At 71.6% G+C, this 24058-nt stretch carries 18 protein-coding genes; 14 read left to right on the forward strand and 4 right to left on the reverse strand.

What is annotated here, in order from left to right; genetic code table 11:
* Positions 1 to 385: 385 nt before the first annotated feature.
* The 9 genes from Q5694_RS18440 to pssA all read left to right on the forward strand — a co-directional run bounded on the left by Q5694_RS18440 (position 386) and on the right by pssA (position 11305).
* The gene (locus Q5694_RS18440) at positions 386 to 2191 is read left to right on the forward strand and encodes a 3-hydroxyacyl-CoA dehydrogenase family protein (RefSeq protein ID WP_333934229.1); all 1806 of its coding nucleotides are present in this window, start codon (positions 386 to 388) and stop codon (positions 2189 to 2191) included.
* A 136-nt stretch (positions 2192 to 2327) separates the two neighbouring features.
* Complete coding sequence (locus Q5694_RS18445; protein WP_333934230.1) at positions 2328 to 3137, forward strand: TetR family transcriptional regulator; 810 nt, start codon at positions 2328 to 2330, stop codon at positions 3135 to 3137.
* 381 nt (positions 3138 to 3518) lie between these two features.
* Positions 3519 to 4862 carry a crotonyl-CoA carboxylase/reductase gene (gene ccrA, locus Q5694_RS18450; protein ID WP_333934231.1) on the forward strand — a complete coding sequence of 448 codons (1344 nt, stop codon included), beginning with the start codon at positions 3519 to 3521 and terminating at the stop codon, positions 4860 to 4862.
* A gap of 18 nt (positions 4863 to 4880) precedes the next feature.
* A complete protein-coding gene (locus Q5694_RS18455; protein ID WP_333934232.1) occupies positions 4881 to 6929 on the forward strand; it encodes a protein meaA in 2049 nt (682 codons plus the stop codon).
* Complete coding sequence (locus Q5694_RS18460) at positions 6926 to 7900, forward strand: HpcH/HpaI aldolase/citrate lyase family protein (RefSeq protein WP_333934233.1); 975 nt, start codon at positions 6926 to 6928, stop codon at positions 7898 to 7900. The genes Q5694_RS18455 and Q5694_RS18460 overlap by 4 nt, the downstream gene beginning before the upstream one ends.
* Before the next feature lie 16 nt (positions 7901 to 7916).
* Positions 7917 to 8429: a MaoC family dehydratase gene (locus tag Q5694_RS18465; protein WP_333934235.1), complete on the forward strand. Its 513-nt coding sequence runs from the start codon at positions 7917 to 7919 to the stop codon at positions 8427 to 8429.
* 2 nt (positions 8430 to 8431) lie between these two features.
* Entirely contained in the window at positions 8432 to 9637 is a 1206-nt protein-coding gene (locus tag Q5694_RS18470) for an acyl-CoA dehydrogenase family protein (RefSeq protein WP_333934236.1), read from the forward strand.
* Between the two features lie 170 nt (positions 9638 to 9807).
* Positions 9808 to 10464 carry a phosphatidylserine decarboxylase gene (locus Q5694_RS18475; RefSeq protein ID WP_333934237.1) on the forward strand — a complete coding sequence of 219 codons (657 nt, stop codon included), beginning with the start codon at positions 9808 to 9810 and terminating at the stop codon, positions 10462 to 10464.
* 58 nt (positions 10465 to 10522) lie between these two features.
* On the forward strand, positions 10523 to 11305 hold the full coding sequence (pssA, locus tag Q5694_RS18480; RefSeq protein ID WP_333934415.1) for a CDP-diacylglycerol--serine O-phosphatidyltransferase: 783 nt from the start codon (positions 10523 to 10525) through the stop codon (positions 11303 to 11305).
* 83 nt (positions 11306 to 11388) lie between these two features.
* On the opposite strand, the gene Q5694_RS18485 is transcribed toward pssA, so the two are convergent.
* On the reverse strand, positions 11389 to 12525 hold the full coding sequence (locus Q5694_RS18485) for a glycerate kinase (protein WP_333934416.1): 1137 nt from the start codon (positions 12523 to 12525) through the stop codon (positions 11389 to 11391).
* Between the two features lie 240 nt (positions 12526 to 12765).
* Between Q5694_RS18485 and Q5694_RS18490 the strand changes: the two genes are divergently transcribed.
* The 3 genes from Q5694_RS18490 (at position 12766) to Q5694_RS18500 (ending at position 15182) form a co-directional block, all read left to right on the forward strand.
* Entirely contained in the window at positions 12766 to 13836 is a 1071-nt protein-coding gene (locus Q5694_RS18490; protein ID WP_333934238.1) for an ADP-ribosylglycohydrolase family protein, read from the forward strand.
* 44 nt (positions 13837 to 13880) lie between these two features.
* Positions 13881 to 14375: an NUDIX hydrolase gene (locus tag Q5694_RS18495; protein ID WP_333934239.1), complete on the forward strand. Its 495-nt coding sequence runs from the start codon at positions 13881 to 13883 to the stop codon at positions 14373 to 14375.
* Positions 14376 to 14453: 78 nt separating this feature from the next.
* Positions 14454 to 15182, forward strand: coding sequence for an SIR2 family NAD-dependent protein deacylase (locus Q5694_RS18500; protein WP_333934241.1), 729 nt, complete (start codon positions 14454 to 14456; stop codon positions 15180 to 15182).
* 12 nt (positions 15183 to 15194) lie between these two features.
* Here the strand turns inward: Q5694_RS18500 and Q5694_RS18505 are convergent, their stop codons facing one another.
* A complete protein-coding gene (locus tag Q5694_RS18505) occupies positions 15195 to 15677 on the reverse strand; it encodes a methylated-DNA--[protein]-cysteine S-methyltransferase (protein ID WP_333934242.1) in 483 nt (160 codons plus the stop codon).
* 13 nt (positions 15678 to 15690) lie between these two features.
* Positions 15691 to 17172, reverse strand: a complete 1482-nt coding sequence (locus Q5694_RS18510; RefSeq protein WP_333934243.1) for an AlkA N-terminal domain-containing protein — start codon at positions 17170 to 17172, stop codon at positions 15691 to 15693.
* 130 nt (positions 17173 to 17302) lie between these two features.
* Between Q5694_RS18510 and Q5694_RS18515 the strand changes: the two genes are divergently transcribed.
* A complete protein-coding gene (locus Q5694_RS18515) occupies positions 17303 to 17665 on the forward strand; it encodes an ArsR/SmtB family transcription factor (RefSeq protein WP_333934244.1) in 363 nt (120 codons plus the stop codon).
* Between the two features lie 27 nt (positions 17666 to 17692).
* Here Q5694_RS18515 and Q5694_RS18520 read toward each other — a convergent pair whose 3' ends face one another.
* A complete protein-coding gene (locus Q5694_RS18520) occupies positions 17693 to 21583 on the reverse strand; it encodes a glycoside hydrolase family 2 TIM barrel-domain containing protein (RefSeq protein ID WP_333934245.1) in 3891 nt (1296 codons plus the stop codon).
* 428 nt (positions 21584 to 22011) lie between these two features.
* Between Q5694_RS18520 and Q5694_RS18525 the strand changes: the two genes are divergently transcribed.
* Positions 22012 to 24057 (forward strand): SpoIIE family protein phosphatase, encoded by a 2046-nt coding sequence (locus tag Q5694_RS18525; RefSeq protein WP_333934246.1) that lies wholly within the window; start codon positions 22012 to 22014, stop codon positions 24055 to 24057.
* Position 24058: the final 1 nt, after the last annotated feature.

Raw genomic sequence — 24058 nt, forward strand, 5'->3', positions numbered from 1 at the left:
TAAGCGGGTCACGGGCCCTGCGGGACGTACATCACAAACACAGGGGGCTGGCGCGCTCGTTACCCGCCGGTTAAGCTCAGACGAGCGAGTTACCCACTCGCGATCCCTCATGGTGGTCTGGTGACGCGGCCACCGTGGGAGCAGTCGGTTCGGTGCCTCAGGTACCGCAGTACGGCTCGGCCCCGGGACAGGGCCGGTCGGACGGCCGTTCCCTCCGGGCGTGTGCACGCCCGCGGAAGACGGCACCGGGCGTGTGCGCTTCGCAGCCCGGCCCACACCCGCACTCCTCACGCACCCGGTGCGTCCGCGACCCGGCTTCGGCCGGCCCTCCCGCGGCGCACCCGGGATGCGTTTCCCGTCGTCACCCTCATCCTGGAGTCCCGCGATGGCCACTCCCCTTCCCGACCCTTCCCCGTCCCCGCTGCGCACCGTCGCCGTCGTCGGCCTCGGCACGATGGGCACCGGCATCGCCGAGGTCCTCGCCAAGGCCGGCCGCGAGGTCGTCGGCATCGACGTCAGCGAGGCCCAGGCCGCCCGGTGCGTCGCCGCCCTGGAGTCCTCCACCGCCCGTGGTGTGGAGCGCGGCCGGCTCACCGAGGAGGACCGCGCCGGGATCCTGGCCCGCGTGCGCACCTCCGCCGACCTGCGCGCCGCGGCCGACGCCGACCTGGTCATCGAGGTGGCCCCGGAGTCCTACGAGATCAAGCAGCAGATCCTCCGGGAGCTCGACGCGATCGTGCGTCCGGAGACGATCCTGGCGACCGGCACGAACGCACTGTCCGTCACGCGGCTGGCGGCCGACTCCGCGCGGCCCGAGCGCGTGCTGGGCCTGCACTTCTTCAACCCGGCGCCGGCCATGAAGCTGGTCGAGGTCGTCTCCTCGGTGCTGACCGCTCCCGCCGCCGTCACGGCCGTCACGAACCTCGCCCTCGACCTCGGCAAGGAGCCGGTGGCGGTCGGCGACCGTCCCGGGTTCGTCGCCGACGGCCTGCTGTTCGGCTACCTCAACCAGGCCGCCGCCATGTACGAGGCGAGGTACGCCTCCCGCGAGGACATCGACGCCGCGATGCGGCTGGGCTGCGGACTGCCCATGGGCCCGCTGGCGCTGCTCGACCTGATCGGCGTCGACACCGCGCGCACGGTCCTGGAGGCCATGTACGCCGCCTCCCACGACCGGCTGCACGCCCCGGCCCCGATCCTCAGGCAGCTCAGCGAGGCGGGCCTGACGGGCCGCAAGGCGGGTCGCGGCTTCTACACCTACGAGGCGCCGGGCAGTGCGGTCGTCGTGCCCGACGCGCTGACCCCGTCCCAGGGCGGGACGGCGGTCCCCGGCCGGACCGTCTCCTCGGTCGGCGTGGCCGGCTCGGGCACCATGGCCTCCGGGATCGCCGAGGTCTTCGCCAAGGCCGGATACCGGGTCGTCCTGGCCGCGCGCAGCGAGGAGAAGGCGCAGACCGCCAAGGCCCGCATCGGCAAGTCCCTGGCCCGCTCGGTCGACAAGGGCCGCATGAGCGCCGAGGCCGCCGCCGAGACACTGGACCGCATCACGGCCACGGGTACCTACGAGGACTTCGCCGGCGTCGACCTGGCGCTGGAGGCGGTCGCCGAGGATCTGGAGGTCAAGCGGCAGCTGTTCGCCGCGCTGGACAAGGTCTGCAAGCCGGGCGCGATCCTGGCCACCACCACCTCCTCCCTGCCGGTCGTCGCGTGCGCCCGGGCCACCTCGCGCCCGCAGGACGTCATCGGGATGCACTTCTTCAACCCGGCGCCGGCCATGAAGCTGGTCGAGGTCGTCCGCACGGTGCTGACGGCCGACGACGTGCACGCCACCGTCCGCGAGGTCTGCGGACGGATCCGCAAGCACGCGGTGGACTGCGGGGACCGGGCCGGCTTCATCGTGAACGCGCTGCTGTTCCCGTACCTCAACAACGCGATCAAGATGGTGCAGGAGCACTACGCCTCGCTCGACGACATCGACGCCGCGATGAAGCTCGGCGGCGGCTACCCGATGGGCCCGTTCGAACTGCTGGACGTCGTCGGGCTCGACGTCTCGCTCGCCATCGAGAAGGTCCTGCACCGCGAGTTCCGCGACCCGGGTCTCGCCCCGGCGCCGCTGCTGGAGCACCTGGTGGCCGCGGGCTGCCTCGGCCGGAAGACCGGCCGCGGCTTCCGCGAATATGCCAAGCGCTGAGCGTTCCGGCGACTGGTTCGGGGCCGGGGCGGAGTGGGGCGGGCTGCTCGGCCCGGACCGGTCCGCTCCGCCCTCCGGCGGTGTCCGGCACCCGGGTCATGCGCACCGAGCTGCGCACATGCAGTACGTTCAGGGCATGTCCCAGCCCGCCAGGTCCTCTCGTACACCCGCCACGGCCGACGCCCCGGAGAGCGCCGCCGGCTCCCGTGCCGCCGCCCAGCGGCTCAAGATGCGCCGGGAACTGGCGGCCGCCGCGATGGAGCTGTTCGCGACGAAGGGGTACGAGGCGACCACCGTCGACGAGATCGCGGCCCGGGCCGGGGTGGCCCGCCGGACGTTCTTCCGCCACTTCCGCTCCAAGGAAGAGGCGATCTTCCCCGACCACGACGACACCCTGATCCGCGCCGAGGCGGTGCTCAACGCGGCACCCGCGCACGAGCATCCGCTCGACACCGTGTGCCGCGGCATCAAGGAGGTCATGCGGATGTACGCGGCCCGGCCGGAGATCTCGGTCGCCCGCTACAAGCTGACGCGCGAGGTGCCCACCCTGCGCGAGGCGGAGATCGCGTCGGTGGCCCGCTACGAGCGGCTGTTCACCCGTTACCTCCTCGGGCACTTCGACGAGCGGGCACACGCCGACGACGCCAACGACGACCCGCTGCTGGCGGAGGTGGCCGCGTCGGCGGTGGTCACGGCGCACAACCACGTGCTGCGGCGCTGGCTCAGGGCCGGCGGTCAGGGCGACGTGGAGGCGCAGCTGGACCACGCGTTCGCGATCGTACGGAAGACCTTCGGCACCGGCATCGGCGCCGGGCGCTCCGCGGATCCGCAGCCGGCCGCGGCGACGGCCTCGACGCAGGGCGAGGTGCTGGTCACGGTCGCCCGTACCGACGCCCCGCTGGACGAGGTCATGCGGACCATCGAGCAGGCACTCAAGGAGCGCTGAGGGACTCACCGCACTGTGACGACGGCCACCCTTCGGGGTGGCCGTTTTGGCATGTCAGGGGCCGTTTTGCGGACACTCACCGACCCCGTTCGATCGATCATCGCTCATATGTTGCGTAAAGATTTCACCTGAGAGCAAGTTCTGGCACTCAGTGCCTTGCGGGGTGACACGCGGTGTCATACGTTGAAGAAGTCCGGACGACGTCCCGGCAGGCCGAACCCGCCTGCACGCCCGGACGCCTGCGTCACAGGCAACCTCCCGCGCCACCATGCGCTGCCGAACAGCACCACCGCCGAACCGACGGCACCCCTCAACCCTCAGCAGCACCGACGTAACCATCGGCGCCCCTCCCTCAGGGCGCTCACCGCCGGAGGCAACACCGTGACCGTGAAGGACATCCTGGCCGCGATCCAGTCGCCCGACTCCACGTCGGAGGACTTCGCCGCCCTCCCGCTGCCCGAGTCGTACCGCGCGATCACCGTGCACAAGGACGAGACGGAGATGTTCGCCGGGCTCGCCACGCGCGACAAGGACCCCCGCAAGTCGATCCACCTGGACGAGGTGCCGCTGCCCGAGCTCGGCCCGGGTGAGGCGCTGGTGGCCGTCATGGCCTCGTCGGTCAACTACAACTCGGTGTGGACGTCGATCTTCGAGCCGCTGTCCACCTTCGGCTTCCTGGAGCGCTACGGCCGCACCAACGAGCTGGCCAAGCGCCACGACCTGCCCTACCACATCATCGGCTCCGACCTCGCGGGCGTGGTCCTGCGTACCGGCCCGGGTGTCAACGCCTGGCGACCCGGTGACGAGGTCGTCGCCCACTGCCTGTCGGTCGAGCTGGAGTCCTCGGACGGCCACAACGACACGATGCTCGACCCCGAGCAGCGCATCTGGGGCTTCGAGACGAACTTCGGCGGCCTCGCCGAGATCGCGCTGGTGAAGTCCAACCAGCTGATGCCCAAGCCCGACCACCTCAGCTGGGAGGAGGCCGCCGCTCCCGGCCTGGTCAACTCCACCGCCTACCGGCAGCTGGTCTCCCGCAACGGCGCCGGCATGAAGCAGGGCGACAACGTCCTGATCTGGGGCGCGAGCGGCGGACTGGGCTCCTACGCCACCCAGTTCGCGCTGGCCGGCGGCGCCAACCCGATCTGTGTCGTCTCCAGCGAGCAGAAGGCGGACATCTGCCGCTCGATGGGCGCCGAGGCGATCATCGACCGCACCGCCGAGGGCTACCGGTTCTGGAAGGACGAGAACACCCAGGACCCCAAGGAGTGGAAGCGCTTCGGCAAGCGCATCCGCGAACTCACCGGCGGCGAGGACATCGACATCGTCTTCGAGCACCCGGGCCGGGAGACCTTCGGCGCGTCCGTGTTCGTCACCCGCAAGGGCGGCACCATCACCACCTGCGCCTCGACCTCGGGCTACATGCACGAGTACGACAACCGCTACCTGTGGATGTCGCTCAAGCGCATCATCGGCTCCCACTTCGCCAACTACCGCGAGGCCTGGGAGGCCAACCGCCTCATCGCCAAGGGCAAGATCCACCCCACCCTGTCCAAGGTGTACTCCCTGGAGGACACCGGCCAGGCCGCCTACGACGTGCACCGCAACCTCCACCAGGGCAAGGTCGGCGTGCTGTGCATGGCCCCCGAGGAGGGCCTGGGCGTGCGGGACCAGGTCAAGCGCGCCCGGCACATCGACGCCATCAACCGCTTCCGGAACGTCTGAAGGCAGCGGAGGCCATAGATGACTGAGCGTCAGCCAGCCGAAGGCAGGCGGGAGAAGGACCGGCCGTGGCTCATGCGCACGTACGCCGGCCACTCCACCGCCGAGGCGTCCAACGAGCTGTACCGGCGCAACCTCGCCAAGGGCCAGACCGGTCTGTCGGTGGCGTTCGACCTGCCGACGCAGACCGGCTACGACTCCGACCACATCCTCGCCCGCGGCGAGGTCGGCCGGGTCGGCGTGCCGATCGCGCACCTCGGTGACATGCGCCGGCTGTTCCAGGACATCCCCCTGGAGCAGATGAACACCTCGATGACCATCAACGCCACGGCCATGTGGCTGCTGGCGCTCTACCAGGTCGTCGCCGAGGAGCAGGGTGCCGACATCACCAAGCTCCAGGGCACGACCCAGAACGACATCGTCAAGGAGTACCTCTCCCGCGGCACGCACGTCTTCCCGCCGGGGCCGAGCCTGCGCCTGACGACGGACATGATCGCGTACACGGTCTCCCACATGCCGAAGTGGAACCCGATCAACATCTGCAGCTACCACCTGCAGGAGGCGGGCGCCACACCGGTCCAGGAGATCGCGTACGCGATGTCCACCGCCATCGCCGTCCTGGACGCGGTGCGCGACTCCGGCCAGGTTCCGCAGGACCGCATGGGCGACGTCGTCGCGCGCATCTCCTTCTTCGTGAACGCGGGCGTGCGCTTCATCGAGGAGATGTGCAAGATGCGGGCGTTCGGCCGCATCTGGGACCGCATCACCCGCGAGCGGTACGGCATCGAGAACCCCAAGCAGCGCCGCTTCCGCTACGGCGTCCAGGTCAACTCCCTGGGCCTGACGGAGGCGCAGCCGGAGAACAACGTCCAGCGGATCGTGCTGGAGATGCTGGCCGTCACCCTCTCCAAGGACGCACGCGCGCGTGCCGTGCAGCTTCCCGCCTGGAACGAGGCCCTGGGCCTGCCCCGCCCCTGGGACCAGCAGTGGTCGCTGCGCATCCAGCAGGTCCTGGCCTACGAGAGCGACCTGCTGGAGTACGACGACATCTTCGAGGGCTCGAAGGTGATCGAGGCGAAGGTGGACCGGCTGGTCGAGGAGGCGTTCGCCGAGATCGACCGCATCGAGGAGATGGGCGGCGCCATGGCGGCCGTCGAGTCCGGCTACCTCAAGTCGCAGCTGGTCGCCTCGCACGCCGAGCGGCGGGGCCGGATCGAGTCCGGCCAGGAGAAGATCGTCGGTGTCAACATCTTCGAGGGCACCGAGCCGAACCCGCTGACCGCCGACCTGGACACCGCGATCCAGACGGTGGACCCGGCGGTCGAGGCCCGCGTCGTCGCCGCGCTGCAGCAGTGGCGTGACAGCCGCTACCAGCCGCCCTTCAACCACCCGCGGCCCTGCAAGGCCCTGGAACGGCTGAAGGACGCCGCCCGCGGCAACGAGAACCTCATGGAAGCCACTCTCGAGTGCGCCCGGGCCGGCGCCACGACCGGCGAGTGGGCCGGGGCGCTGCGCGAGGTGTTCGGCGAGTTCCGGGCGCCCACGGGCGTCTCCTCGGCGCCGGTGGCCGTCCCCGTCGAGGAGGGCAGCACGCTCGCCCTGGTGCGCCGCAAGGTGGACCTGACGGCGAAGGACCTGGGCGTGGGCAAGCTGCGCTTCCTGGTCGGCAAGCCCGGCCTGGACGGGCACTCCAACGGCGCCGAGCAGATCGCGGTGCGGGCGCGGGACGCCGGCTTCGAGGTGGTCTACCAGGGCATCCGGCTGACGCCCGAGCAGATCGTGGACGCGGCCCTCGCGGAGGACGTGCACGCGGTCGGACTGTCGATCCTGTCCGGATCACACGCCCAGCTGGTGCCGGACGTCCTCGAACGGCTCCATGTGGCCGGTGCCACAGACATCCCGGTGATCGCCGGTGGCATCATCCCGAACGGTGACGCCGAGCAGCTCAGGGCAGCCGGAGTGGCCGCGGTCTTCACCCCGAAGGACTTCGACATCACCGCAATCATCGGCCGCATCGTGGACGAGATACGGAAAGCGAACAAGCTCGACCCCCTGGAGGTCCCCGCATGACCAGCCCTGCTCCGCAGGTCAACCGCCTTCGCCCCCGGCGTTCCTGCCTGGCGGTACCGGGCTCGAACCCGCGCTTCCTGGAGAAGGCCCAGGGCCTCCCGGCGGACCAGGTCTTCCTCGACCTGGAGGACGCCTGCGCCCCGCTGGCCAAGCCCGAGGCGCGGCACACCATCGTGAAGTTCCTCAACGAGGGCGACTGGACGGGCAAGACCCGCGTGGTCCGGGTCAACGACTGGACGACCGAGTGGACCTACCGGGACGTCGTCACGGTCGTCGAGGGCGCCGGCCCGAACCTCGACTGCATCATGCTGCCGAAGGTCCAGGACGCCCAGCAGATCGTGGCGCTGGACCTGCTGCTGACGCAGATCGAGAAGACGATGGGCTTCGAGGTCGGCCGCATCGGCATCGAGGCGCAGATCGAGAACGCGCAGGGCCTGAACAACGTCAACGAGATCGCGCAGGCCTCCCCGCGCGTGGAGACGATCATCTTCGGCCCGGCCGACTTCATGGCGTCGATCAACATGAAGTCGCTGGTCGTGGGCGAGCAGCCGCCCGGCTACCCGGCGGACGCCTACCACTACATCCTGATGAAGATCCTGATGGCGGCCCGCGCCAACAACCTCCAGGCGATCGACGGTCCCTACCTGCAGATCCGCAACGTCGAGGGCTACCGCGAGGTCGCGCAGCGCGCCGCCGCGCTCGGCTTCGACGGCAAGTGGGTGCTGCACCCGGGCCAGGTCGAGGCGTCCAACGAGATCTTCTCGCCGTCCCAGGAGGACTACGACCACGCCGAGCTGATCCTGGACGCGTACGACTACTACACGTCCGAGGCGGGCGGCAAGAAGGGCTCGGCGATGCTCGGCGACGAGATGATCGACGAGGCCAGCCGCAAGATGGCCCTGGTCATCTCCGGCAAGGGCCGTGCCGCCGGCATGCAGCGCACCAGCAAGTTCGAGATCCCCACCGACTAGAAGGGCGCTGAGCGCGATGCAGTTCGGACGCACCTACGAGGAGTTCGAGGTCGGTGCGACGTACAAGCACTGGCCGGGCAAGACGGTCACGGAGTACGACGACCACCTGTTCTGTCTCCTCACCATGAACCACCACCCGCTCCACATGGACACGAACTACGCGGAGAAGACGACCGACTTCGGCAGGAACGTCGTGGTGGGCAACTACGTCTACTCGCTGCTGCTCGGCATGTCCGTGCCGGACATCTCCGGCAAGGCCATCGCCAACCTGGAGATCGAGTCGCTCCGGCACGTGGCGCCCACCTTCCACGGCGACACCGTCTACGGCCAGACGACGGTGCTCGACAAGTGGCCGTCGAAGTCGAAGAGCGACCGCGGCATCGTGCACGTGGAGACCAAGGGCTACAAGCAGGACGGCACGCTGGTCTGCGTGTTCCGCCGCAAGGTGATGGTGCCGACCGAGACGTACATCAAGGAGCGCGGCGGCGAGCAGCCCGGCCGCCCGGAGCTGCGAGAGCAGGAGAAGTAGTCATGGCGCGACTCGCCCAGACCGCCGGTCTGACGGACGTCCAGCGGGAGATCCTGTCCACCGTCCGGGACTTCGTGGACAAGGAGATCATCCCGGTCGCCACGGAGCTGGAGCACCGCGACGAGTACCCGCAACAGATCGTCGACGGGCTGAAGGAGTTGGGCCTGTTCGGCCTGATGATCCCCGAGGAGTACGGCGGTCTGGGCGAGTCGCTCCTGACGTACGCGCTGTGCGTCGAGGAGATCGCGCGCGGCTGGATGTCGGTGTCCGGCATCATCAACACCCACTTCATCGTGGCCTACATGCTCAAGCAGCACGGCACGCAGGAGCAGAAGGACCACTTCCTGCCGCGCATGGCGGCCGGCGACGTCCGGGGCGCGTTCTCGATGTCGGAGCCGGGCCTCGGCTCGGACGTGTCCGCGATCACGTCCAAGGCGGTGAAGGACGGCGGGGAGTACGTCCTGAACGGCCAGAAGATGTGGCTGACCAACGGTGGGACCTCGTCCCTGGTGGCCGTTCTGGTCCGAAGTGACGAAGGTCACCCCGAGGGCACGGCGCCCCACAAGTCGATGACCACCTTCCTGGTGGAGAAGGAGCCCGGGTTCGGCGAGGTCCGCCCGGGCCTCACCATCCCCGGCAAGATCGACAAGATGGGCTACAAGGGGGTCGACACCACCGAGCTCATCATGGATGGCCTGCGGGTTCCCGCGGACCGCGTGCTCGGCGGGGTCACCGGCCGCGGGTTCTACCAGATGATGGACGGCGTCGAGGTCGGCCGCGTGAACGTCGCGGCGCGTGGCTGCGGCGTCGCGCAGCGTGCGTTCGAACTGGGCGTGCAGTACGCGCAGCAGCGGCACACCTTCGGCAAGCCGATCGCCCAGCACCAGGCGATCCAGTTCAAGCTGGCCGAGATGGCTACCAAGGTCGAGGCCGCGCATGCGATGATGGTGAACGCGGCACGCAAAAAGGACTCCGGGGAGCGAAACGACCTTGAGGCTGGGATGGCGAAGTACCTCGCCTCCGAGTACTGCAAGGAGGTCGTCGAGGACGCCTTCCGGATCCACGGCGGCTACGGCTTCTCCAAGGAGTACGAGATCGAGCGCCTCTACCGCGAGGCGCCGATGCTGCTGATCGGTGAAGGTACCGCCGAGATCCAGAAAATGATCATCGGCAGGCGACTGCTCGAAGAGTATCGATTCCAGGGCTAGATGTCCGGATACGGGGTGTTTTCTTGGAGAAGAAGATCACACCCCGTCAGCACCCTTCAGCCGCCGACTCGGCAGCCTGGCTTACCCAGTTCGGGCCGCGAGCCGCTACGATCGCCGGAAAGCCGCCGTCCCCCGTCAGAGTGCGGCATCATCCGCTACGAAGGTCATCCATGCCCCACAGCCAAACCTCTGCATCTCGCGACAGCCGGGCCGGCGTACGCCTCGCGCGCGGAGCATCGCCGTGGCTCCTTCCGACCGTCGCCACCGCAGCACTCAGCCTGGCCCGCGCGCGCCGCTCCGGCGCCGCCAAGGCCGTGGCCGTTCCCGCCACCGCGCTGGCGGCGGGGATGCTGTGGTTCTTCCGCGACCCCGAGCGCGAGATCACCCAGGGCCGGGTCATCTCGCCCGCCGACGGTGTGGTGCAGAGCATCATGCCGTGGAAGGACGGCCGCACCCGCGTCGCGATCTTCATGAGCCCGCTCAACGTGCACGTCAACCGCGCGCCGCTGGCCGGCACCGTGACGTCGGTCGAGCACGTGCCCGGTGGCTTCGTTCCCGCCTTCAACAAGGAGAGCGAGAACAACGAGCGCGTCGTCTGGCACTTCGACACCGAGCTCGGCGACATCGAGATGATCCAGATCGCCGGCGCCGTCGCCCGCCGCATCGTCCCCTACGTGCCCCAGGGCACCAAGGTCGAGCAGGGCGAGCGGATCGGCCTGATCCGCTTCGGCTCGCGCGTCGACCTCTATCTGCCCGAGGGCGTGGAGGTCGCGGTCGAGGTGGGGCAGAAGACCGTGGCTGGGGTGACTCGCATTGACCGTGATTGATCCTGATACCAAGTCCGGCTGGGTCCCGGGGACCGACGAGGCCGACGAGGAAGAGGAGATGCCCCTCTCCCTCCGGCTGTCGATAGCGGACACGCTGACCCTCGGCAACGCCACGTGCGGCTTCATGGCGGTGTACTTCACCACCACCGGCATCCTGATCCCCGACCTCATGGGCAGCCAGGAGACCGGCATGGCGCGCAACAGCGCGGCCACGGCGGTCATCCTCATGCTGTGCGCGGCGGTCTTCGACCTGTTCGACGGCCTGGTGGCGCGCAAGCTGCGCTCCTCCCCCATGGGCGCCGAGCTGGACAACCTGTCGGACCTGATCAGCTTCGGCCTGGCGCCGGCGTACTTCGTCCTCGTCTACGGCATGGTCGCGGACGGCGCGTACCAGCGGGTCGCGGCGGTCGGGGCGATCGTGGTGCTGCTGGCGGTGGTGCTGCGGCTCGCCCGGTTCTCGTGCGTCACGGTCAAGGACGGCACCTTCCAGGGCATGCCGTCACCGTTCGGCGCGCTGACGGTCGTGTCCATCGTCCTGCTGGAGCTGCCCTTCGTGGCGACCCTGCTGGCGATCCTGGGGACGGCGTGGCTGATGGTGAGCCGCGTGGAGTACCCCAAGCCGCGGGGCCGGCTCGCCGTGGCGATGCTGTCGTGGATCGTGCTGGGGATGGGCCTGATGGCGGCCTGGGCGTTCGACGCGCCGAGCGGCCAGCTGCTGCTGCAGACGGGCTGCGCGCTCCAGCTGGTCATGGGCGCGGTGATCCCGCTGTTCGCGACGGCCCGGAGGGTGAACAACTTCCGCGACAACCGTCGCGAGGCACGGGCGGCGCAGCTGCCGTAGCCAGGCACAGGCGAAGGGCCCCGGACCGGGTTGTGGTCCGGGGCCCTTCGCCTGTCCGGGTGCCGGGCGGCGCGGGAACCGGCTCAGGTCAGGAAGTCGCGGGCGATCCGCTGGGCGACGCGCTCCAGGATGGGGCCCGCCTCGGCGATGCACTTCGCCACGTCCGGCTCCTCGTCCGTCAGGGGATACGCCCTGCGGATCCCGGCCCGGCCCAGCACCTCCGGCGGCAGGGCCAGGCGGCCGCAGACCGCCACGACCTCCCGGCCGGCGGCGCGGGCCGCCGTGGCGACGCCCGCCGGGGCCTTCCCGTGCAGGGTCTGCTCGTCCAGCGAGCCCTCGCCGGTGATCACCAGATCGACGCCGTCGAGCGCGGCGGCGAAGCCCAGGACGTCGAGCATGACCTCGATGCCGGGGCGGAACCGGGCGCCCAGGAGGAGGGCGCCGTAGCCGATGCCGCCGGCCGCACCCGCGCCGGGTGCCGCCGCACAGCCGGCCGCCTTCGGCCCCACCGTCCCCTCCAGCACCTTCGCGAAGTGCGCGAGGGCGGCGTCCAGGGCCGCCACGTCGTCCGGTGAGGCCCCCTTCTGCGGCCCGTAGACCGCGGGCGCGCCCTTCGGACCGGTCAGCGGGTTGTCGACGTCGCTGGCGAGGACCAGCTCCACGTCGGCGAAACGAGGGTCGAGGCCCGACAGGTCCGCCGTCTCCACCGCGGCGAGACCGCCGCCGCCCGGAGGCACCGGGTTCCCCTCGGCGTCCAGGAACCGGGCACCCAGCGCGGACAGCATCCCGGCGCCGCCGTCGGTGGTGGCGCTGCCGCCCACGCCGAAGACGATGGTGCGGGCACCGGCGTCCAGCGCGGCCCGCAGCAGCTCGCCGGAGCCGCGGGTCGAGGCCGTCAGCGGGGCGAGGACGCCCTCGGGCAGCCGTTGCAGCCCGCTCGCCTCGGCCATCTCCACCACCGCGGTGCCGTCGCGCAGCGCGTACGCCGCCGTCACCTCGTCGCCCAGCGGGCCGGCGACCCGGACCTCCCTGCGCTCGAACCCCGCCGCGACGGCCGCGGCCACGGTCCCGTCGCCGCCGTCGGCCACGGGCAGCGCCTCGACGCGGAGGTCGGGCAGGACGCGGCGCAGCCCGGCCGTGACCCGCTCCGCGACCTCCACGGCCGTCAGCGACCCCTTGAACTTGTCCGCGGCGACGAGCACCCGCTGGGTCTTTTGGATTCCGCTCCCTGCAGCGTCCGCCACTTGCACTCCCCTTGCTCTCCGGGCCTTCACGCACGTCAAGGCCAGTCGCGCCGCTGCGACCTTAACCGGAGGATCCGTCCGCCGTCAGCCCGTGCCCATCCCGTGGACCGGGAGGACCCTCGCCTCGGTGGGCGCGGGGAACCGCTCGGCCGGCCACGACGAAGCCGCCACCGAAGACACCGCAGCGGCCACCCCCGAAACGGGTAGACCTCCACCATGACCCCCGCACGCTCTGACACAGACCTCGGCAACCGCATCCTCGGCGGCTGGCAGGGCCGCATCGCGGGCAACATGCTCGGCAAGCCCGTCGAACAGGGCGAGGTCTGGTCGCGCGACCGCATCGACCGCTACCTCAGACGGGCCGCCGCCCTCCCGTTGACGGACTACCTGCCCGAGCCCGCCGGTGACGAGGCGGGCGCACTGCGGCCCGAGTGGCGCCAGTGCGTCCGCGGCCGGATCCACGGCAGCTGCCGTGACGACGACGTCGACTACGCGATCCTCGGTCTCGACCTGCTGGAGACCCACGGCTTCGGCTTCAGCACCGAGCAGGTCGGCGACCTGTGGCTGCTGCGGCTTCCGTACCTGCAGACGTTCACCGCCGAGCGGGCCGCGTACCGCAACCTGGCCAACGGGCTGAAGCCGCCGCTGACCGCCACGTACGACAACCCCTGCCAGGAGTGGATCGGGGCCCTCATCCGGGCCGACGTGTTCGGCTGGACCTGCCCGGGCGCGCCACGCCGGGCCGCCTCGCTGGCCCGGCGCGACGCCGTGCTGTCGCACACCGGCAACGGGGTCTACGGGTCGATGTGGGCGGCGGCGCTGATCGCGGCGGCGTTCACCGCGCCCACCGTGCGGCACGCGGTCGACGAGGCGCTGGCCGTGATCCCGGCGGGCAGCCGCCTCGCCCGTACGGTCCGGCGGGTGGTGTCGCTGCACGACACGCGGATGTCCTGGGAGGACACGCTGACCACGGTCGCCGAGGAGACCGCCGGGATGGGCTGGATCCACACGATCCCGAACGCCGCCGTGATCACCGCGGGCCTGCTGTACGGCGACGGCGACTTCACCCGCACCATCACCCTGACCGTCCGCGGCGGTCTGGACACCGACTCCAACGGTGCGACGGCGGGCTCGGTGGCGGGGGTGCTGGGCGGCGCGGAGGCCATCCCCACGCAGTGGACCGCGCCGCTGGAGGACACGGTGCGCAGCGCGGTGTTCGGCTTCGACGGGGTGAGGATCAGCGAGCTGGCGGAGCGGACGCTACGGCTGGCGGAGGCGGAGAGCTGAACCAGGTGGCCCGGGAGCCGGGCTCGGTCGCTACCCTGCCCCTCATGAGCGCCTCTCCTGACTACGCCGCCTACATCGCCTCCCTGCCCCGTGTCCTGGCCGGTGCCGCCGTGCTGTTCCGGGACGGGGAGGGCAGGGTGCTGCTGGTCGAGCCCAACTACCGGGACGGCTGGGCGCTGCCCGGCGGCACCGTCGAGTCCGACGAGGGGGAGACCCCGCGGCAGGGCGCGCGGCGCGAGACGCTGGAGGAGATCGGCCTGGACCGCGAGGTCGGGCGGCTGCTGGCGGTGGACTGGGTGCACGGCACCGGCCGTCCGCCGCTGGTGGCGTACCTCTACGACGGCGGGGTCCTCGGCGAGGAGGATCTGAAGGCGATCCGCCTGCAGGAGGAGGAGCTGCTGTCCTGGCGTCCGGTCCCCCGCGAGGAGCTGACCGCGTACCTGCCCGGCGCCCTCGGCCGCCGTGTCCTGGCCGCCCTGGACGTCCTGGCGGAGGGCTCGGGCACGGCGGAGCTGGAGAACGGGCACCGGGTCGCCTGACCCCCGCGGTGCCGTTCCGGGTGCCGCCGACGCGATACCCGCTCGCCGCCGCCCGGGATCCGGCCTACCCTCACCGGCATGGCCAAGCCCCTCGTCGCGCTGCTGACCGGTGCCGGTGTCTCCACCGACTCCGGGATTCCCGACTACCGCGGGCCCGACGGGCTGTGGCGGCGGGATCCCGGGGCCGAGAAGCTCGTGACCCACGCGTACTACATGGGCGATCCGGAGATCCGGCGGCGGTCGTGGCGGATGCGGTGGGAGACCGGGGCGCTGGGTGCCGAACCGAACGCCGCGCACCGGGCCGTGGCGGAGCTGGAGCGGTCCGGGGTGCCGGTGCGGGTGATCACGCAGAACGTGGACGGGCTGCACCAGCTCGCCGGGATGCCCGCCCGCAAGGTCATCGAACTGCACGGGACGGCACGGGAGTTCGAGTGCACCGCGTGCGACGTGCGAGGGCCGATGGACGAGGCCCTCGCCCGGGTCGAGGCCGGGGAGGCGGATCCGCCCTGCGTGCGGTGCGGCGGGATCCTGAAGCCGGCGACGGTGATGTTCGGCGAGCGCCTCGACCCCGTCGTGCTGGGTGAGGCGGCCGCCGTCGCCAAGGCGTGCCAGGTCTTCGTCGCCGCCGGCACCAGCCTGCAGGTGCAGCCGGCCGCGGGGCTGGCCGGTGTCGCCGCCGACCACGGCGCCCGGCTGATCGTCGTCAACGCCGAGCCCACGCCGTACGACGACCTCGCCGACGAGGTCGTCCGCGACCCCATCGGCACGGCCCTGCCCCAGCTTCTGCGGGGCCTTGCGGCCGGGTAGCGGCCCGCGAGGTCAGAACAGGGCCGCTCCCCGTTCGAAGTCCAGCAGGCGCTGCTTGCGTTCCAGGCCGCCCCCGTAGCCGGTCAGGCCGCCGTTCGCGCCGATCACACGATGGCAGGGGACGATGATGCCGATGGGGTTGCGGCCGTTGGCGAGTCCGACCGCGCGGGAGGCGGTGGGGGTGCCCAGGGCGAGGGCCAGTTGCCCGTAGGTGCGGGTCTCGCCGTAGGGGATGCGGCGCAGTTCGTCCCAGACCCTGCGCTGGAACGGGGTGCCGTTCAGGCGCGTCTCGACGGTGAACTCCTCGAGCTCTCCGGCGAAGTAGGCCTTCAGCTCCTCCTCGGCCTGCGCGAAGAGCGTGTCGTCGCGGGTGCCGAAGCTCTCCTGCGGCGGGCGGTGGCGCTGGTCGGTCATGTACAGGCCGCACAGAACGCCGTCCTCGGCGACGAGGGTGAGGGCTCCGTAGGGGCTGTCGGTGACGGTGTGCTGCTTCATGGAACGAACGTCCTTATGCCGGAAGGAAGTTGATCGGGTGGTCGTCGCTCGCCCACAGGTACTGGACCGCGTAGGCGCGCCAGGGGCGCCAGGCCGCCGCGCGGGCGGTGAGCGCGGCGGGCGTGGACGGCAGGCCCAGCTCGCGGGCGGCGCGGCGGACGCCGAGGTCGGTGGGGAGGAAGGCGTCGGGGTCGCCGAGGGCGCGCATGGCGATGACGTCGGCCGTCCAGGGGCCGAAGCCGGGCAGGGCGAGGAGCCGTTCGCGGGCCTGCGGCCAGTCGCTCTCCACGCCGAGGACCGGGTCGCCGTCGGCCAGGGCGCGGATCAGCGTGGTGAGGGTGGTGCGGCGGGTGCGGGGCAGCGCCAGCCTCTCGGGGTCGAGCTCGGCCAGGGCCCGCGGGTCGGGGAAGAGGTGGGTGAGGCCGCCCTCGGGGTCGTCGACGGGTTCGCCGTGCGCGGTGACCAGGCGGGCGGCGTGGGTGCGGGCGGCGGCGGTGGAGATCTGCTGGCCGAGCACGGCCCGGACGGCGAACTCCGCCCCGTCCACCGTCCGCGGCACGCGCCGCCCGGGTGCCTTGTCGACCAGCGGTGCGAGGACCGGGTCGGTGCGCAGCTGGTCGTCGACGGCGACGGGGTCGGCGTCCAGGTCGAGCAGCCGGCGGCAGCGGCTGATGGCGACGGTGAGATCGCGCAGGTCGCTGAGGGTGAGGCGGCAGGCGATGTGGTCGGGGGTGGGAGTGAGGGCGGCGATCCCGTGGCCGTAGGGCAGGCGCAGGGTGCGGCGGTAGGAGCCGTCACGCCACTCCTCCACTCCGGGCACGGCCGTGGCGGCGAGGTGGCCGAAGAGGTTGTCGGGGTTGAGGGGGGCGCGGAACGGCAGCCTGAGGGACAGTGCCCCCGGGGTGCTCGCGCCCTGCCGCCGGGGGGTGCGGGCGCGCAGTTCGCTCGGTGGAAGGGCGAAGACCTCGCGGACCGTGTCGTTGAACGTCCGGATGGAGGAGAAGCCGGCCGCGAAGGCGATCTGCGCCATCGGCAGGGTCGTCGTCTCGATGAGCAGCCGGGCCGTCTGGGAGCGCTGGGCGCGGGCGAGCGCGAGGGGGCCGGCGCCCAGTTCGGCCAGGAGCTGGCGTTCGACCTGCCGGGTGCTGTAGCCGAGGCGGGCGGCGAGGCCGGGTACGCCCTCGCGGTCCACGACGCCGTCGGCGATCAGCCGCATGGCGCGTGCCACGAGGTCGGCGCGCCTGTTCCACTCGGGTGAGCCCGGGCTGGCGTCGGGCCTGCAGCGCTTGCAGGCCCGGAAGCCGGCCTGCTGGCAGGCCGCGGCGCTGGGGTGGAAGACCATGTTCTCCGGCTTGGGCGGCACCACCGGGCAGCTGGGACGGCAGTAGATGCCGGTGGTCAGGACGGCTGTGAAGAACCAGCCGTCGAAGCGCGCGTCCTTCGACTGCACGGCGCGTACGCAGCGCTCGGTGTCGGTGTGCATCGCCATCTGCATGCCTCAAGCATCGGCCACCGGGGCGGGCCGGCGCTGGCGAGAATCCGACATGGACGTGCGGGTGCAGGCGTCCGGCCGGTACAGATGAAGATTCATTCATGTGTTCGTGCGGGACCGGTACGATGACGTCATGGGTCATGGAGCCGTCACCCCCGCGCAGGACGCCGCCGAGCGCGTACGCCTCGACGCGGACAACGTCGCGAAGGTCGCCACCACCCTCCAGGCCCTGTCCACGCCCTCACGGCTGCTGATCCTGGCCCGGCTGCGCGAAGGGCCGCTGCCCGCGACGGAGCTGGCGGCCGAGGTCGGCATGGAGCAGTCGGCGTGTTCGCACCAGTTGCGGCTGCTGCGCAACCTGGGCCTGGTCGTCGGTGAGCGCCGGGGCCGCTCGGTGGTGTACGCGCTGCACGACCACCATGTCGCCGAGCTGCTCGACCAGGCCGTCTACCACGTCGAGCATCTGCGGCTGGGCCTCAGCGACACCGCCGGCTGAGCGGCGCCGCCGGGCCCGGTGGAGGTGCTAGTCGGTGGCGGTCGGCCGGCGTGAGACCTCCGTCGCCTCGCTCAGGCGCGTCAGCGGACGCAGCCGGTAGGTGTAGGTGTAGTCCCGGTCGGTGAACAGCTTGAACTCGTCGTGGGTGTGCGCGCCCCAGCTGTCGTCGCCGCCGACGCCCATCTGGCGGTGGTTGACCCGCAGCACCACCGCGTCCCGGGGCGTGAGCTGGTAGTCGTGGCGGGCGCCCACCGAGAGGTCCTCGGGGGTGAAATGGGAGGCGTTGACCTCCACCAGCGGTTCACCGCACACCAGCAGTCCCCGTCCGCTCGCGTCGGTCAGCGCGGCCCAGCGGACGTCGGTCTTGTTGCCGTTCTCCTGCGGTCGCAGATACGGCGACCACTGCCCGGGGACGGTACCGGAGTACAGGCCCACATCGGTGGCGTTGTTGCGGTCCCACATGTTCTCCTCGGGGCCGCGGCCGTAGTAGTGCAGCCGGTCCAACCGGCGCGGCAGGAGCAGCAGGGTGCCGACCTCGGGGATGTAGGGCAGGTCCGGCGAGCCGGGGCGCAGGGTGCTGTCCACCCTGATCTCGCCGTTGCCGAAGACGGTGTACGTCGTGCCGAACGCGGACTCGGTGCCGGTGGGCAGGGTGCCGGTGACGGCGATCTCGACGGCCCGGTCGTCCAGGGTGCGCACCCGGACGTCCGTCACCTTCCGCTTCGCTCCGGCGTCGCGCCATACCTGGTTGCGGGTGTGGTGGCCGTTGCCCCGGTCGTTGTCGGTGGGCGCCCGCCAGAAGTTCGGCACGGGCCCGGAGGTGAGGAGCCGCTCACCGCCCGCCTCGTAGGAGGTGAGGGTGCCGGTCGACTTGTCGAGGGTGAGGGCGAAGCCCTTGCCCTCGACCGTGACGGTCTTCTGCCCGTCGGTGTGCCGCAGGGCGGGCACGCCGCGCAGCGGCGCCGGCCGCAGGGCCGGGGTGTCCACGTCGAGGGCGAGCTGCTGCTTGGCCACCTCGAACCCGGCCTCGGCCCACGGGGTGCGCTCCCTGAGGGCGAAGGAGAGGTGGAGGAAGTACTCCGTGCCCGGCCCGGGATCCGCCGGCAGCCGCACCGGCACCGTGATGTCCTTGCTGCTCAGCGGGGCGACGTCCAGCTGCTCACGGGTCAGCCGACCGCGCCGCACGACGTCGCCGTCGGCGACCAGGCTCCAACGCCCCTCGAACTCGCGGAGGTTGGTGAACAGGTACTCGTTGGTGAGAGTGACGGCGCCGGGGCCGCCCCGTGCCTTGGTGACGCCGACCGCCTGGTAGATCTGCTTGACCTCGGCGGACTTGCCGGTGAGGCCGCGGTCGGCGGTGACGATGCCGTCACCGGAGAACGCGCCGTCGTTGGGGTTGTCGCCCCAGTCACCGCCGTACGCGTGGAAGGTCTTCCCGCGCGGGCGCTCCTCGGTGACGTCGGCGGTCGCGGCGTCGAACCAGAAGCGCACGCCCTCGTCGTCGGGGCCCCGGGTGTCCGAGGCCAGCTCGGCGGCGGTCAGGGCGCGGGCGTGGACGCGGGCCCGGCGGATGGTGCCGCTGAACTCCCGGGTGGGATTGTCGACGTCCGTGGCCAGCGACAGGGAGGCCGTGTTGACGGCGGGGCGGCGGGTGGTGGTGCGGGTGCCGCGCACCCGGCCGTCGACGTACAGGGTGAGGGTGCCGGCGTCCGCGTCGAAGACACCGGCGACGTGGTGCTCCCGGCCGGTCCAGCCGTCGGGCAGGGCCCAGCTCGCGGTGATCCACTGGCCGCCGCCGTAGATGAAGAACTCCAGCGTCCGGTCGGTCTGCTTGAGGGCGTACTGGGTGTCCCCCTTGGCGATGATGGGCTGGTGATAACCCGTCACGTGCGGGGTGACCCAGGCTTCCAGGGTGAGGGAGCCGGTGAGGTCGAGGGCGGGGTCGCGGGGGAAGACGGTGCCGCCGCGGACGCCCTTGTCGCGGTCGAAGGTGCCGGCCGGGGCCATGATCTCGCCGCGCAGGCGCCCCGGGCCGGACTCGGTGAGCAGCTTCCTGGCCGGGGTGGGCCAGCGCAGCGCCTGGTCGGCGAAGTCCCAGATCCAGCCGCCCTGGAGGACGTCGTGGCGGCGGACCACGTCCCAGTACTTCTTGAAGTTGCCGTTGGAGTTGCCCATGCCGTGGGAGTACTCGATCATCACGTACGGCCGGGTGTCGCTGGTGTCCGCGGCGCGCTGCTCCACCCGCTGCGGGCTGTCGTACATCTCGGAGCGGATGTCGCTGATGCCCGGGCGGTCGTCGCCCTCGTACTGGATGACGCGGGTGGGGTCGTAGGAGCGGATCCAGTCGTGCATGGCGTTGAAGGTGGTGCCGCCGCCCGCCTCGTTGCCGAGGGACCAGATGACCACCGAGGCGTGGTTCTTGTCGCGGTGCACCATGTTCTGCGCCCGCACCACGCACGCCTCGGTCCACTCGGGGTGCCCGCTGCCGGGATAGCGGTCGCGGATGCCGTGCGTCTCCAGGTTGGTCTCGCCGACGAGGTACAGGCCGTACTCGTCGGCGAGTTCGAGCCACAGCGGGTTGTTGGGGTAGTGCGAGGTGCGAACGCTGTTGATGTTGAGGCGCTTGATGATCGTGATGTCCTCGATCATCTGCGCGCGGGTCAGTGCCGAGCCGGTGACGGGGTGCATCTCGTGGCGGTTGGTGCCCCGGAAGGAGACCGGCTTGCCGTTGATGCGCATCAGGCCGTCCTTCAGCGCGAACTCGCGGAAGCCGACCCGGTGCGAGAGGGTCTCGATCACCTTGCCGGACGGGTCGCGCAGGCGCAGCACGGCGGTGTAGAGGTCCGGATGCTCGGCCGACCAGAGCTTCGGCGCGGGGACGGCCCGGGACATCCGGACGGTGGCCTCCTCGCCGTCCGGCACGTCGACGGTCCCGTGCAGGGGGCGGGACCAGACGGCGTGGCCGCGGCCGTCGTAGAGCTGGGTCTCGACGGTGTGGCGGCCCGCGCCCTCGCCGCCGTAGTCGCGCACGTGCGCGGTGACCTTCAGCTCGGCGGTGGTGTAGCCGTCGCCCAGCGGGGTGTCGAGCTTGAAGTCGCGCAGGTGGACGTGGGGCGTGGAGTAGAGGTGGACCGAGCGGAAGATGCCGCTCAGCCGGATCATGTCCTGGTCCTCCAGCCACTCCGCGTCGGAGTAGCGGTAGACCTCGACGGCGATCTGGTTGGTGCCCGGCTTGAGGTGGCGGGTGATGTCGTACTCGGCGGAGGTGTAGGAGTCCTCGTGGTAACCCACGAGTTGGCCGTTGATCCACACGTAGTGGGCGGACTTGACGCCTTCGAAGTGCAGAAAGGTGCGCCGGCCGCGCCAGTGGCGGGGGACGGTGAAGGTGCGGCGGTACTGGCCGACGGGGTTGTGGCGGGTGGGGGCGGCGGGCGGCTGGGCGTTCTCGCCGCCGCCGTTGGGGCCCCACCAGGGGTAGGTGATGTTGACGTAGATCGGGACGTCGTAGCCGTGCAGTTGCCAGGCCGAGGGGACGGGGACGGTGTCCCAGCCGGAGTCGTCGACGCCGGTGCCGTGGAAGTCCGGGTCACGGTCGTCGGGGCGGTCGGCGTAGGCGAACTTCCAGGTGCCGTCGAGGCTCAGCCGGTACGGCGAGCGTTCGCGGTCGCCCTTCAGGGCCTGGTCGAGGTCGGCGTACGGCATGAGCGTGGCGTGCGGCGGCTCGGTACCGATCCGGTAGGTAGCGAGGGAGTCGTTCCACTCCGGCGGGCCCTCCGCGGCGGGGCTGCGGCCGGCCGCGGACGCCGCGGACGGTGAGGCGGACAGGGCGAGCCCGCCGAGCACGGCGGCGCCCCCTTCGAGCAGACGGCGCCGGCTGACGACGGGCCGGTCGGCGGGGGACGGGAGCGGGTGCGGCATGACCGTGGCCTTCCTCGGTACGACAGGGTGCTGCACGGACTGAGGGCACGTCAGCGGCGGACCCAACTCCCCCTGTACGCGGGGTGTTTCCGTCGGGGCGCGGACAACTGACGGTGACGGAGCAACTGCTGAGCAGGCACACCCTAGGACTCCAACAGAAACGAAGCAATGACCCCGTCGGTCTCTGTTCGGTCCTGGTGGTTCCCCTCCGTGGCCTCCTGCGGCCGGGCCCCGGGCGGGTGTCCACCCGCCCCGTCCAGGGGGTCGGGCCGGTCGGCGCGCCGCTCGGGAGGTCCCGCGCGGGACGTCGGTAATTTGTCATTTCGGCGCGACAGTGTCACCACCGCGAACGTAATGTGACCTCATCGGACAGCCTGCGCAACGGATCTTTGGCCGGACCTTTTGCCGCGCCGGAAGGAGCGGCTCGCATGAACGGGTATGCGCCCTCGGATCGCGGTGCCGTCACGGCCGCGCCCGGTGGGCTGCTGGACCTGCTGAAGGTCGCGGCCGTGGTGCTGGACGGCGACGGCTTCATCGCGCTGTGGAGCCCGGAGATCGAGCAGCTGCTCGGCTGGACCGCGGCCGAGGCCCTGCGGCAGCGCGCCGACACGCTCCTGATCGCCCCGGCCGACCGGGCCCGCGGCAGGAAGCTGTTCGCCCAGGTCAGCTCGGGTGACCGCTGGGCCGGCGTCTTCCCGCTGCGCCACCGCGACGGCACGGAGCGCGCCGTGGAGTTCCGGACGATGCGGCTCCTCGACAGCGAGGGGCGGCCCCACCTGCTGGGACTGGCCACGGACGCCACGACCGTACGGCAGGTGGAGCGGGATCTCGCCCTCTCGCACAGCCTGGTCAACCAGACGCCCCTCGGCATCGCCGTCTTCGACGACGGCCTGCGCTGGGTCGGCGTCAATCCCGCCCTGGAACGGATCAACGGTCTGCCCGAGGACGCCGTGCTGGGCCGCCGGATCCGGGAGGTGCTGCCCGGCCTGGACGTGGAGGCCATCGAGGGCCGGATGCGGCACGTCCTGGAGACCGGCAGGCCCCTGCTCGACCAGCAGACCGTCGGCCGCACGGCGGCGGACACCGAGGACCGGGCCTACTCCGAGTCGTACCACCGCATCGAGGACACCGACGGCCGGGTGCTGGGTCTGGCGGTGGCCGTGCTGGACGTGACCGAGCGCCAGCAGGCCGCGGCGGAGGTGGCCCAGGCGCGCCAGCACCTGTCGGTGATCGCCGACGCGGGCGTGAAGATCGGCACCACGCTCGACCTGCAGCAGACCGCCCGGGAACTGGCCGGTGTCGTCGTGCCGCACCTGGCGGACCTCGCGGCCGTGGACGTCCTGGAGTCGGTCGTGGCCCACGGCACCATCACGCCCGTGTCGGGCGGCGCGCCCGCCGAGTTCCGGGCGCTGGCCGTGGCGGCCGGCTACCCGACCGACGCCATCCACGCCGCCGACCCCGTGGGCGAGCTGGCCACGTACGGCGCCTCCCGGGTCATCACGCAGTGCGTGCGCAGCGCCCGGCCGGTCCTGGTCGAGCACGTGGACGACAGGATGCTGCGCCGGCTCGCCCGCGACACCGGGGCGGCCCGGGCCCTGCGCGAGGCCGGTGCCCACACCTACCTCGCGCTGCCGCTCGTGGCCCGGGGCAAGGTGCTCGGCACCCTGTCGCTGTACCGCACGGTCAACGAGCGCCCCTTCGACGAGCGTGACCAGCTGCTCGCCTCCGAACTCGCCGCCCGCGCCGCCATCTGCATCGACAACGCCCGCCTCTACGGCAGGGAGCGCGGCACCGCCCTGACCCTGCAGCGCAGCCTGCTGCCGAGCACACCCGCGCAGCGGGAGGGCCTCGACATCGCCGCCCGGTACCGACCGGCCCTCAGCGAGGTCGGCGGCGACTGGTACGACGTGCTGCCGCTCGGACCCGGGCGCACGGGGCTGGTCGTCGGCGACGTCATGGGCAAGGGCGTGCAGGCCGCCGCGATCATGGGGCAGCTGAGCACGGCGACCCGGGCGCTGGCCCGCCTGGACCTGCCGCCGGCCGAGTTGCTGCGGCACCTCGACGACATCGCCGGCTCGCTCGGTGACGCGATCGCGACGTGTGTGTACGCCGTGTGCGACCTGGAGCGCGGGGTGTGCGAGCTGTCCAGCGCCGGGCACCTGCCGCCGGTGCTCGCCGGTGCGGACGGCCGTGCCGAACTCCTCGACGTGCCCGGGGGCGTGCCGCTCGGGGTGGGCGGCGTGGACTTCGGCACGCTGGAGGTCGGCCTGGCACCGGGCGCGCTGCTCGCCCTGTACACCGACGGGCTGGTCGAGAACCGCGGGGAGCCGATCGACACCGGCCTCGGCACCCTGACGCGTCTGCTGGGCGGCACCGGCCCCAGCCTGCAGCGCGCCAGCGACAGCCTGCTCGGCGCGCTGAGCCCGGAGCCCGACGACGACGTGGCGCTGCTGCTGGTGCGCAGGCGCCACTGAC

Source organism: Streptomyces sp. AHA2, assembly GCF_036857595.1.
Classification (GTDB): Bacteria; Actinomycetota; Actinomycetes; order Streptomycetales; family Streptomycetaceae; genus Streptomyces.